The following is a 12810-nucleotide window of genomic DNA, read 5'->3' on the forward strand; positions in this document are numbered from 1 at the left end:
CCGAGATCGCCACAAAGCCGGCAGGATGAAACCAGGTGAGCAATGACAGAGCACGCGATACGCTCCGAATCCCGCGAGATACAGACCCTGTATCGCCCCCAGGTGGAGCAACTCGGCATGGAACTCCATTATCGATCAGAAGGACTGGAAGGGCAGGTCGATGGCGACATTTGCCGGGGAAGGTTCCAGGCCAATTTGGCGGGTCCTTATTGCCTGGTCATATGGCACGACATCACCTTCCTGCGCGAGATGAGCTTCAGTGAGTACGCCATGACCGACTACGCCTGCCTGACCCTGGATGAAAGCCCGGTATCCAACCCGGTTCCTTATGGGGTGCAGCCATTTACCATGCAGAAAGGCAATATGGTCTCCCTGATCCAGCAGGCGGGATCGGTCACCAACCGCATACCGGCAGGCTCTCGCTCTCGGACCCGGAGCATCTGCATCCTGCCCGGCTATTTCATGGAGCTGGAAAACCAATGGCCCGGTCAGGTCGGGGGACTCTTTGACGCCTTCTGCCAACCCTGGCCATCCGATATCGCCCTGGCCGCTTTAACCGCCATGTCAAAGTTTTCCCCAGGAAGGCCGGACCAGACGGAGTTCCTCATAAAAGCACACATCGACCTCCTCATGGCAATGTTGGCCCAGGCTTCCTCTGCACTTGTGCAAAGACACGAATCCTCACACGACCACGACCTGGTCCAGCAGGTCAAAACCCATATCCAATCCAACCTGGGCGGCGATCTTTCCATCGATCGGATAGCCCAATCCCTGTATGTGGGACGCACCCGTTTATGCCTCGCCTTCAGGCATCAGACCGGAGTAAGCCTGGCCCGGTACATCAGAGAGCAAAGAATGGACCGGGCCCGCCGTCTTCTCTCGTCCACTGGTGAGGACATTGCCTGGATTGGCAGGCAGGTCGGATATATGCATCCCAGTTCATTCAGCGCGGCTTTCACCAGAGAAACCGGGGTTGCCCCAATCACTTGGCGCGAGCACTGCAACCGTGTTCGTTAGTCTCGCCGCAATCGAAGCTTCCGCAGTTGCGGATGTTCCCGTCCTGGCAGATGGGAACCATCTCACGCTCCTCCTCACATATCGATCAGGTCCATATGGCTCTGCATCGAAACGAAGGAGCCTATCCGTGGCTTGCCGCTGCGAATCGTTATTTCTGGAACTTTCAGGCGTACATGGCGATTGCATCCAGGTAACGTACTTTTCCCGCTTTCACCAGATTGTGCAGAGCATCCATATCCTCTTCGAGGATGCAAGGCATTCCCAGCGGTGATTGATATAGAGGTCTACGTAGTCCATTCCCGGACGTTCCAGGCTATGGTCGATTTGCTGCATGGTGGGCTTGCGGGCATGAAGAAGACTTGGGGGCAGAGGCAATTCCGTTCTACTTCGCATACTTCTTCAGGCCCTGGGCCAGGTATCGTTCGGTATTCCCACGCGGATAGACATTGGCAGTGTCGAAGAAACTGGATGGGCCTTCGAGTAACATGATATTCTTCTTAGCGTTTATCCACGATAACCGAACGCAGCCCCTGCCAGGCTTTCGCACTTTTCATGATGAACGCACGACCGGAGAAGTTTGATCAAAATCTGGTCCGCTCCACTTCATCGACAGTGGCACTCTGGGTGGAAGGATCATCGCAACAGCAGACTTCACCTTCTGTGTTCGACACTCTAGTGGCGCAAAATACGACCAAGTGGCCGCCTTTCGCTTTTAGGTTTGTGTGAAAGTTGCATGGTACAGAGCATATTGCGGATATCGATGAGACTCCAGAACGGTACCGGACATGGTCACTTCGGACTCCTTCATTGAGTCTCATCTTCTCCATGCAGCGTGGCTGAAAAGGCAGTGCGCCGGCACCAAACAGCAATGGACAAACCAGACGGAACTCTCATTACTTCACCGAGTCAAGCTCAAAATTGCAGTATCCCGCCGCCTATCTCAGATATACCCATTTTCTTCATCGATAAAGTCCTCATGGATACCCTTTATGGTGAAACTAATCATTACGCACCCTCACAAAAGTCATCAAGAATAGACTTATCATTGAGACTACAAAAAGTTCAACCGCCGATATTCCGATACCTAATCTTGAACCTATCTTATTGGCAACAAATCCGCCAAGTAAATAGCCTATAGAATTCACCCCGATTAGAACTGCCTTGTATATACCCGTGACCCTACCAAGGTACTCTTGCCCAACTTCATTCTGTCGATTCGTGATTATACTGATATTAAGAATCGACTCATTAATCGCAATGCATGCAATTGAAGAAACTAAAATTACTAAATTAGCGCTTAATGCGAATACCGCCCGAAAAAGAGAACCGGCAATAATCGACAGTACCAAAAGCTGGCCAAACTCGATCTTTTTATTTAACCAATTTACTACAACCGTTCCAATCAAAGCACTGACTGCCGCGATTGACAAAATCAAACCAATTTGATCAGAAGAAAGACCCATTTGTTGACGTAAGATTATCAGACTATCGTTCTGGAAGTTAGCCGATGCTATATTAACCAAGGCAGCAAGCACAAGAGGGTACAGAACAGCACGGATTTTAGCCGTGTATCGCACCCCATCCTTTATATCTGTGAATACTGCATTTACACCGTGCTTAATAGAGGAAAACCTTGCAGAAGAGTCGCTCTGAGATATGAGGATTATATTATTCACCAGCAATAGACTGATTAAATAGAAAACAACAGATATGCCAGTCAACAAACTTTGAGGAATGAATTTATACAGCACTCCCCCTAGTATGGGTAGCGCGAAATTCACACCGTACTGCATTCCGTACACTGTACTGTTTAATTTCGAAAAATTTTCTTTTTCAACCAAGAATGAAACAAAAGTAATTTCCGACACCGTGCTTAAGATATTCATCACACTTACTGCAAGCGAAACTGTGTAAATGATAAAAATCATAAATGCCGACGATACTTTCAATGCCAAAGCGATAGCAAGAACCGAATAACTCAGCAGTCTGATCAAGTCACTAAAGATCATGATCTTCTTTACATCTAATCTGTCTATTATCGCACCTATCGGAAGACCCAAAATAAGGAACGGTATTGTTTCGATTGCAGAGATGAACGATAGATGTATTCCGCTACCTGTTATATCCAGCACTATGAGAGGTAATGCAAACATCATTAAAGAGCTCCCACAGTTATCTGTAACTACCGAGGAAAGATATAATCTGTTGTTCCTGTCCTTTAGCAAATTGTCCATGTCAATATCCGAGGCCTTTATCTCCAATTAGGATTACTCGATCTGAGTGAACGTCTCGTTCTAGAGCAACTACATCTGTGCAGATTGTTACTGCTCTCCTTGTTTCTCCACCGTTAATTCGCCCATGATCTCATTCGACTCAATCAAATAGTAGTAATTGTATACGTCAGAATTTATTTAAAAAACGGATTTGGATGACTAACAAAATCATTATTATCCTCTTGCACCGAACCAATTCCGCAAGTAGGGCATGATTGGGGAATGAGTGAAAGTTTCCTATCAGTCGCTACCACTCCCCCGTATGCAGTAGTACCCGGCGAGGGGAGGGGGGGGGGGGCATAACTGCTCATTAGAATTGACGGTTTAGGTCTGCCGAACATGCTTTGTATAGAATTTCAAGGTTTCACCTGAAGACGATGAATTGATTTAATCCCTGGGGCGAGACCAGAATAGTTGCTCTAAATGATCAACTTTTGTTAACCGTTTTTATCTCAGATTAGAGACAATTGTCATATGCCACCTATCATCTATCCTTATTTGCATTCACAAAAAATCAGACTGTTTGCTTATCTGAGCAACACGAAAAGCCCTCGCGTTCTCCCCGGTTTCGCACAAAGGAACAGCTGCCATACGAAGAAGTAAAATTGTTAAAATGCTATAGCTCGGATAACTTCTGATCTACAGTTTTGAAGTTGGCAACAATAATAGGATCGCTTCGGAGTACAAAAGCAACAAACCTTCATCAAAAAATTGATGAATAATTTGTATATCAATTTCGAAGTTTCTGGAAAGCGAACTTTTATCCAATGCAGGATTGCAATTAACGATCCCTTGGTTGAACCCTTGACCGTGCCAATCAGACCACGCTGCCATAGGTGTGCGACCTTGCTGAAGAGCCTGCAGGAGTTCCGGAGGCCGTGTATCGGTTCGACCGTATACGGTCCTCAATCTCCCATGAACACTTCATCGTCTGCGTGGTAGCGGAAATGCTCGCGCCGGGCGGTGACTGCAATCCTCCGGCACGCCTGCCAGCATGTACCTTTGCTTGAAGCCCTTAGATATGAATTCATCGGGCACTTTCTCCTTCCCTGGCTCTTCGGCATGCATGGCCAGCAAGCACTTCATGGACGAAGAAGCCCTAGCTTCCCGTCATACCCGCCCGCCGTTGTGACCTGAGCGGACTTCGACCACTTGTCATGTATAATGCCTTTGCCATACCGGCATCCAAGTGTCAGATATCAATTCAATTCACTTTGCGATAACCAGCACGAACTCACGGTGGCGCACACTAACTCGTAGGAACAGGTATAAGCCAAACACAAGAAACAACGAATAGAAAAAACACGGCCACGACGCCGACCAAGCCACTGATACACGCAGGGACTGCCGGAATCCTGGTGATACCGGTGAGCACCCTGAGCGCCTGGAAGGCACAGAAAATGCCGCTTTCTTGTTGTGGCTTCATCAGGCCAGTTGGTACAGGTAAAGCCCCGTTTCCTATTGCCAGCCGAGGAGGGCTGTCACCAGAGCAGGGCCGCAAGAGCATACCCGGCAACAGCGCAGACCACCATTACGAGCAGCAGCAACAACAGCCTCTTCCGAAGGCTGGGCAGACGGCCACGATCAGACCGGTCCACCTTTTCACCCGCCAGGAAAGCCTTGATCTCCCTGTAGGTCCGGATGTCGTTTCGTCGTTTAATGTTCTCCTCAAGGCCGATAATCATTCCCAACAGGACCAGGAGGGCGAGGAGCCCCATGAGCGAAAGCGGCCACGGCCACTCCCGCTTGGCAACTGCAACCCCATACAGCGTCAGCCCATCCACGATGAAGATGGCCGCGGCCAAGCCATAGAGGATCATATTCAGGATCTTCATGCTTCGTACGTCTTTATCGAATGCCTGCTTCATGATGTCGAGGTCTCCTTTAATCAGCTGATCGATGGTCACGTCGAAGAGGTTGGACAAAAGGAGCAGGTTCTGCACGTCCGGGTAGGTACGATCATTCTCCCAGTTGGATATGGTCTGGCGGGACACGAATATCCTCCCCGCAAGATCGTCCTGGGACATGCCTCGCTCCGAGCGATACCGGCGAATCTGACTGCCCAGTTCCATACCCCTGCCACCCGCCTTCCCCTGGCCGTCGTCCGCCGGCCGATCGTTGGTTGACGACTGTGTGCCTGCATCATCGAGGCCTGCGCACGCCCGACCCCTTCAAGTTATCAACACATCCCCTCCATACCAAAAATTCCCCTGTCTAAAGTCTTTGACACCCTTGTTTTTCAAGGATTATCGGCATGGCTCAGCCTAAACACAGGTTGGAGGGAAACACCCCGGACGGGTTATCAGCACCACACCAACCACACCCGCCTCCCGGCGCCCATTGCCAAGCCCTGAGTATCGTCATGCAATTACGTGATACAAGGATAAGGACATGCAGTCGGTGGGAGAAGACCCAGTCATACCCCCCCCCAGGATCCGCGAGTTACATCGGGAGATTATGACGGCGGAGGTGGTTCACGCACGGAAATCTACTATGTGCTGCGCATCAATAATCAATGGAGCCGGTTCATGGATAACCATCGCCGTAGATTCCAAAGGTCTTCTCCTGGAAATGGTGGCCATCTGCGAAAGCAATCCTAAGAAAGGCAGCTCGGATAAGTGGCTTACATACCGCGTCATGACACCGACATGAGACAATGCAATACGTGAGCTCAGAACCACTATGAGCCTGCCATGGAGTGGGTGGGAAACAACGGCTGCTTCGGACTGGACAACCAGATACTCAACGCCATGGCACTCGGAAACCCCGACCGGGAACGGTACTGTTCTATTTGCCCGACACAGGCTCCTTGGGTCCCAAGATCATCACAGCAGCGTATTTCATCGTTTTCGCCAGATATTCCGAATGCCTCAGAGTACGCCGAGGTGTCCTCCATGGAAGTCGAATTCAGGAGGAAATCGCAGGACACCAACACAATTCGGGTCGGCTTCATAAGCAACCGCTCCAGAAAACCGGTTGTGGCATCCTGGACAGCAGCACCGTCCAGTTCATCTTCCCGCCCCAAATATCAAGACAAGCTTTCTAGCATCCAACCCTTAGCGTTCCTATATTATTATCCTCTTGCTCTCAATGCCCTTAATCAGCAGGTCATCAAGCCGTGGGAACAGGTAGGTCCTCACAAGTATTTTCCAGCCAGAACAACTTTTCGCCATGGACCCATCCATGTGAATCTCTACCCGTTACACACTCCTTTGGGCAAGCGCTGGTTCACGATCTGGCCCTTGGGCGGAACACCATTCTTGGCCCATAAGATTCTTTTGCTGAGTGCTCTACATATTTCATTTAATAAATGTATCGCGCGATATATGTTCGAACAGACGTTGCTTTGACAAGTTAGATTTAACGTTTTATCATGAATTTGTTGCGTTGATATAACGGTTTATCAATACAATGTAGTGTTTTGACGCAAGTTCAAGTCAGGGAGAAAGCCTGAGCTTGTTGAGAAATCGCTATTAAAGCCAGTCAGAGTAGAAGGAGCTTCACAATGGCGAAAAAGATGATTCTCGATTTGGACACAGGCGTGGATGACACCTTGGCCCTGAGCTACACCCTTGGGAGCCCTGACATTGATTTGTTGGGAATCTCAGGCACTTACGGAAATGTGGTGCTCAAGCAGGGCTTGCGGAATTCGCTGGCCGTTTTGAGTCTGCTGGGCCATCCCGAAATCCCGGTCTATCCCGGCATCGACCATCCAAGCGACAAAGACGAGTTTCTGACTCCATCTGCGGATATTCACGGCAAGAACGGCATCGGCGAAGTAGTAATTCCCGACTCCAATAAGGAACCTGAAACAACCAGCGCTGTCGATTTCATTATCGATTCCGTAAAGACCTATGGCAAGGATCTGGTCTACGTTCCCACTGGCCCATTGACCAATTTGGATGCCGCCATTAAGCGTGCACCTGAAATCGTCGACCAAATTGGTCAAGTGGTGTTGATGGGTGGAGCCTTGACGGTCTGCGGCAATGTCAATCCTTGGGAGGAAGCAAATATCTCCCAGGATCCGGAAGCGGCAAACAGAGTATTTCGGTCTGGTATCCCCGCAAAAATGATCGGGCTGGATGTCACCCTCCAGACGCTGCTGACCAAGAAGGAAACTCAGCAATGGCGCGACATGGATACTCCTGGCTCCAGATTCCTGGCTGACATGACTGATTTCTACATCGGCGCCTATGCGAAATTCCACCCTCACCTTCATGGATGCGGTCTGCATGATCCTCTCGCTGCCGCAGTGGCCATTGATCCCACCTTCGTAAAAACACTGCCTATGAACATGCAAGTAGACGTGGATGGGCCTACCCGAGGCCGTACCATCGGTGACAACACGCGCTTGAATGATCCACGAAAGACCATGGAGGTCGCGGTACAGGTCGACGTTCCCCGGTTCCTGAGAGAATTCATGTCCCGCACAAGTGCCGCCTGCCGCTGAAAACAATCGTCAAACTTTGCCGGGCAATAGCCGCCCGGCATCGGTTGGTTAGGAAACTACTTTGTCATCACAAAATACTCAAACTGAAGCTCTTGATAAATTCGATCCCAGACAAGATCCAGAAGTTACGAACAGGGCTGCCGTCAAAGCCTTGATTCCCCTGCTCATTACCTTCGTGCTGGGCACATTGTGCATGCAGGCATTTAATCTGGTCTTCGAACAAGTTGGCCAAGACGTGGGTGATCCCGCACATGCTTCGCTCATCACGGCAATACCGGGTATCATTCTCGGCATTGTCTGTTTCATTTACGGATCTCTCGGAGATTTCGTTTCGCTGAAAAAGATGGTCATGGTGGGCATGGCCTTCCTTTTGACGGGTTCGATTCTCGGATTCTTAGCCACATTTTTCATCACCGGCAATCTGTGGGTGGTCATAATCGCCCGCTCAGTTCAAACGGCAGGCGAACAGGTCGCTGGTTCCGTCTACCTGGTGGTGGCTACGAAGTATCTGAAACCGTCGTTAAAAGTCATATTCTTCGGCGTCTTCACTGCAGCCTTCCAACTTTCCAACGTCATTGGAATTCTGGCAGGTGGGTGGCTGGCCACCTTGCATTGGCAATTCCTCTTCCTCATTCCCGTGGTGACCATCTTCTTTATCCCAATCCTGATGCACAACCTCCCCAGCGATAGCGGTAATGGGAAAAAGATTGATGTACCAGGCTTCATACTCTTCGGTGGCGGTGCTGCATTCCTCACACTCTTCTTCTCATTCAATGCGTGGTGGATGCTGATCGTCTCCATTCTGCTGTTTGCAGCCCTTGCGGTGTACATCCACAAGGTGGAGGAGCCCTTCATCACGCCCGGCTTCTTCCGTAATGTCCCCTGGCTTCTGGGATGCCTGTTGGTCTTCGTCATTGATTTCACGCCGAACTGGTTCTCGCCCATGCTCAACGCCATTGGCCGCGATGTTTATTCCATCAATTCCGCCAAGGTGTCCCTGCTCATCGTATGGGGACCTGTCGTTGCAGTCATCGTGGGATGCTGCTCCGGCTTCATTGTCGACAAGATCGGTCGCGGGGCATCAATTATCTGCGCTGCGACTTCAATGGCCATCGGCATGTTGATGGTTGCATTCCTAGCCCAGAAGAACACGATTTTCATGGCAATTGCCCCCATCTTCTTCAACGGCGGCCAGGCCTTCCTTTATTCGCCTTTGGTTGATACGGTTCTAGGAACTCTGCATAAGGACGAATCCGGACGTGGTGTTGGCCTGAATGATCTGATTATGAACACCACCGGTTCTATCGGAATCTCTGTATTCGGTAGTCTGATGGCCAATCCGGCATTGTCGAAAGGCAGCTTGATCGGGAAAACCGGAGCGGGTGCCACTTACTCCAACCTGGCTCTCATTTCGGTTGGTACCCTGATTGTAGGTGTCGTTCTGGTACTCATTCTTCGTCACAAGCTATATGGCTCTCGTACCGACCTCCAGAATGAGCGGTGATGATCAGTAGTTTATAGCCCAATCGTGGCGACAATCATATTTGTAAAGAAACAGAATGAGTAAGGCCTGGTGGCGATCATCAAAAGACAATCGTCACCGGGCCTTCCCAATGACCTACCAATGTTTCCCTCTGTAGAAAGCACTTTTCTAAAGCAATAGGGCCCTTACCACTCGGGGGAACAACATATGTTCACACTTCCCTTAGCAGCCCCGGTCCAAAAGCGAATTGCTTGTTATTGTAGGTTTACAGCAAGAGTCGACAACGAATTGTCTTATAAGACAGTACTTGGATAAAACAAAAGGAGCGGCTATGAGCGTACGAGTAAGGTTGAAGGATGTTGCTTCGGCCGCTGGCGTATCGGTGGCCGCCGCGTCTTTGGTTCTCAATGATAGACCTATCCGCATGTCCAAGAACAAACGGAAGCTCATCATTGAGACTGCAAAGAAGTTAAAATATGTTCCCAATCAGAATGCTCGCAGTCTTGTAACAAATACCTCAATGCTGTTAGCCCTGCTGGTCCCCGATATAGAAAACTACTTCTTCGCCTCGCTGGCGAAACGTATTGAAGACACCTGCCGGTCATATGGATATTCACTGATAGTGGCCAACTCCGACGACAAGGAGAAAATAGAGCATGAGTTGTTAATTCAACTCGACTCACAGGATATCGATGGACTGTTTTTGATCCCGTCTCAAGAATCCGTAAGGAATAGCGCTGATCTTAAAGCAGAAGTTACTCGGATGAGTTGCCCAGTGATCCTCACCGACAGACTTCTTGGGATGGACTGGTGCGACAGCGTGGGTTCAAATAACTATTCAGGTGGAAGACAAGCTGCTGAAATACTGGTACGTCACGGTCATACACGCATAGCATGCATATCCGGTGACAGGGAATCCGATACCTCGGAGGCCCGCAAGGCGGGCTTTCTGGACGGTCTTTCAGAAGCAGGGTTTCCCATTAATCCAGAGCTCGATGTCAATGGAGATTATCGCTTCGGCAGCGGCTATGAAGCAGCGGATTCACTGATCGACAAGGGTGCAACCGCCGTATTCTGCTGCAACGACCTGATGGCTCTTGGTTTTGTTAACAGATTAAATGAACGTGGAATGAAAATACCCGATGACTGTTCTCTCATCGGGTACGATAATACTTTGAATCATTTAGGGGTTGGGCAGAACCTGACAACCTTCGATCAAGGGATCGCCGAAATGGCCAAAACATGCTCCTCGCAAATGATGCGTAGAATCTCTGAATTGCAAAAAGACGCTAGGAATAAGACCTGGTTGGAATCGCCTGTCACGCATGTTCTCGAACCAACGGTGGTCTACCGCGGTTCTGTGCGGAATATTTCGTCTAAAACAGATTGATCATCCTCAACAACGCACTACTAAACAGTCGTCCGTTGCAAAATGGGACATAGACAGATACGTGTGATAAATGGAAAATCTTACATATTAGAGCCGGTGCTTAATTATTCTGCATCCTGGATAGTGTCCAGAATTTTCCTTGACCCGACCTGCTCAAGTCCAGGACATGAGCATCCAATACACAGCTATTTACCGAATTCGACATCAACCCACAAGAACCAGAAATTACGATCCTGACATATTGACAGCTCTTTGAATATCGTGGCTGCAAAACGGTGGCAACTCATCCATAGAGACGACACACAGTGTAACGAGATGCACCAATCCTCGGAATCCGGCATGGCAGAAAACAATTGGCTTCCGTGCACATTGAATCAGGATAAAAAGCAGGACCGGGTCATATGACGTACCTTCCTTAAATTGAACCCTTTGCTACCCACGAATGAACGAAAGCCACGGATAGGAGTATCCGCAGCAATGAAGTTCGGCATCCGCACGTTTACCCCAGACCCTCCCCCAAGGCGAGAATCTGAGCCGGCGAAAATGGCAGACTAAGAAAGCCCTAACTCCCGGATGTGGAACGAAAAGCATGGGGGGGGGGGGGGGATACAGAACTCCGCGAAAACCTCCTACAACAAAATCTATTGGATGACCATAATTAACCTCCGGGACCCGTTCAAGTAATGTAGATGATGACTTGCTCTTCAGAGGTGCTTTTATCGTGTTAGGACTTTTGCCGCCCAAGTGTCACACAAAATCGTGCTTTTGCCGGAATCGCCGAACTATGGACAGGTTGGATCGATCCCGGATTTGTCTCGGCGGGATGGAGCCGGACTTCACGATACCATGCATTGCGCGCCGTTGCCTCTCTTTCTGTCTATGTTTTATGGCAAGCGTTTGAAAGCCATTGAAGGTTGCCCAACTGTTGCTGTCCCCTGAGACGCTATGGTCGCTATCGGTTCCTATTCCGTTGCAACCTTCCGCATGGTGTTTGGCTTGGCATTTGCCGCCTGCCCCGGCTTTGGCCTTGGCTCTGATCCGCTGCAAGTCGCCGGGCAGCCTGTCGCGCCTGCGCGAGGTCTGCCATCTGCAGTGGCTGCTTGGCATAGCCATTCCTGGAGAGATATGGATGTGTAGCCTTAGCTCGCGTCCAGAGGTAGGGGTTGTGGCGCGGCCAGGTAAGGTTAATGCCCGCGGTGAAGAAGGAGGGAGAATGCCTGCGGGCAAGCAATTCGATCGGCCGGCTTGCCCGCAGCGTCGCTCAGCTGTCGGCTGTCGGACAGGAGCTCGGCCCGGGCGTGGGTGCAGCGACCGCGGCGGGGTCCGCCTGAGCTGGCGTGGTCCATATATCAACCAGGCGGTCTGGGCGCCTGATAACAACCCCTGTAAGTACGGCACGGGACACTGCTTCTTGGATCCAGACATGCATGGTGTATCCCCTCTTGATAACTTTACATACTTTGTTATTATAGTAATTGTCGATAGAAAGAGGGCAACCCATAAAAAATCTGGGCGGCCATCAGCTCCATCGCTTCAGCGGTGTAGGCGATAGCCGCAGTTGTCGCCATCATCCAGAACAGGAAACGATGACCGGACAAAGGGGTTCCGGTTGCCCATAGAAAGCGGAACCTCCGTCTTCCAGACTAGACCAAAGGCAAATCAACATGGACAAATTCAATACATTCGGATGGGTTGCATTGGCGCTCGGCACCTGCAGTCTCGCTCTCGCCTTCTGGCAACCGATCCCCGCGGGTATTCGGGCTGGCCGCCGGCGGGTTCGGACTTGCAGCAGGACACAAGCAGTGACCTGCAGATACCTCAGCCTCACCGAGGTGGCAGAACGCCTGAACATCACCAAAGGCGCGCTCGCACGATACAAGCTGCCGGAACCCGACGTATACGTGGGGAGCACACGCGGCTGGAGCGAGCAGACCATCGACGAGTGGAACGCCGCCAGGCCAGGCCAGGGAGCAGGCGGCGGCAGACCACGCAAGCAGATGTAAGGCCCGCCTGGCTCGCATCCAATGGTTGGAGCCAGTGGCGCGGCCAGGCAGGGGGCATGCCGGCAGGAAGACGAAGGAAGGCAAACAGCACCTGCGGGCAGGTATAAGAAGAGGCCGGAGCCTCTTTCGGGTTCCGACCCTTGCACGTTAACAGGCTACGCCAAGTTCATCTGCGTTCGAGTTCATGCTGTGCA

General features: G+C 50.6%; 8 protein-coding genes. 6 read left to right on the forward strand and 2 right to left on the reverse strand.

From position 1 onward, the window contains the following. Positions 1-42: 42 nt before the first annotated feature. A complete protein-coding gene (locus H3V09_RS03300) occupies positions 43-1017 on the forward strand; it encodes a helix-turn-helix domain-containing protein (RefSeq protein ID WP_198190925.1) in 975 nt (324 codons plus the stop codon). Positions 1018-2015: 998 nt separating this feature from the next. Here the strand turns inward: H3V09_RS03300 and H3V09_RS03305 are convergent. Both H3V09_RS03305 and H3V09_RS03310 read right to left on the reverse strand, forming a co-directional pair. Beyond that, positions 2016-3251 (reverse strand): MFS transporter, encoded by a 1236-nt coding sequence (locus H3V09_RS03305; protein ID WP_269748568.1) that lies wholly within the window; start codon positions 3249-3251, stop codon positions 2016-2018. Positions 3252-4771: 1520 nt separating this feature from the next. After that, entirely contained in the window at positions 4772-5362 is a 591-nt protein-coding gene (locus H3V09_RS03310; protein WP_198190927.1) for a helix-turn-helix transcriptional regulator, read from the reverse strand. Between the two features lie 630 nt (positions 5363-5992). On the opposite strand from H3V09_RS03310, the gene H3V09_RS03315 reads away from it, so the two are divergent. From H3V09_RS03315 to H3V09_RS03335, 5 genes are all read left to right on the forward strand, one after another. Next, positions 5993-6640, forward strand: a complete 648-nt coding sequence (locus tag H3V09_RS03315; RefSeq protein WP_198190928.1) for a hypothetical protein — start codon at positions 5993-5995, stop codon at positions 6638-6640. A 155-nt stretch (positions 6641-6795) separates the two neighbouring features. After that, positions 6796-7740, forward strand: a complete 945-nt coding sequence (locus H3V09_RS03320; RefSeq protein WP_015022048.1) for a nucleoside hydrolase — start codon at positions 6796-6798, stop codon at positions 7738-7740. A gap of 61 nt (positions 7741-7801) precedes the next feature. Further along, complete coding sequence (locus H3V09_RS03325) at positions 7802-9244, forward strand: MFS transporter (protein ID WP_015022049.1); 1443 nt, start codon at positions 7802-7804, stop codon at positions 9242-9244. A 310-nt stretch (positions 9245-9554) separates the two neighbouring features. Further along, positions 9555-10613 carry a LacI family DNA-binding transcriptional regulator gene (locus tag H3V09_RS03330; protein ID WP_198190929.1) on the forward strand — a complete coding sequence of 353 codons (1059 nt, stop codon included), beginning with the start codon at positions 9555-9557 and terminating at the stop codon, positions 10611-10613. Between the two features lie 1802 nt (positions 10614-12415). Next, positions 12416-12616 (forward strand): helix-turn-helix transcriptional regulator, encoded by a 201-nt coding sequence (locus H3V09_RS03335; protein ID WP_198190930.1) that lies wholly within the window; start codon positions 12416-12418, stop codon positions 12614-12616. Positions 12617-12810: the final 194 nt, after the last annotated feature.

The organism is Bifidobacterium sp. M0399, assembly GCF_016100595.1.
GTDB lineage: Bacteria > Actinomycetota > Actinomycetes > Actinomycetales > Bifidobacteriaceae > Bombiscardovia > Bombiscardovia polysaccharolytica.

Coding starts and splice junctions, on each gene's coding strand:
- H3V09_RS03300 (WP_198190925.1), top strand. CDS start 43: ATGACAGAGCACGCGATACGCTCCGAATCCCGCGAGATACAGACCCTG.
- H3V09_RS03305 (WP_269748568.1), bottom strand. CDS start 3,251: ATGGACAATTTGCTAAAGGACAGGAACAACAGATTATATCTTTCCTCG.
- H3V09_RS03310 (WP_198190927.1), bottom strand. CDS start 5,362: ATGGAACTGGGCAGTCAGATTCGCCGGTATCGCTCGGAGCGAGGCATG.
- H3V09_RS03320 (WP_015022048.1), top strand. CDS start 6,796: ATGGCGAAAAAGATGATTCTCGATTTGGACACAGGCGTGGATGACACC.
- H3V09_RS03330 (WP_198190929.1), top strand. CDS start 9,555: ATGAGCGTACGAGTAAGGTTGAAGGATGTTGCTTCGGCCGCTGGCGTA.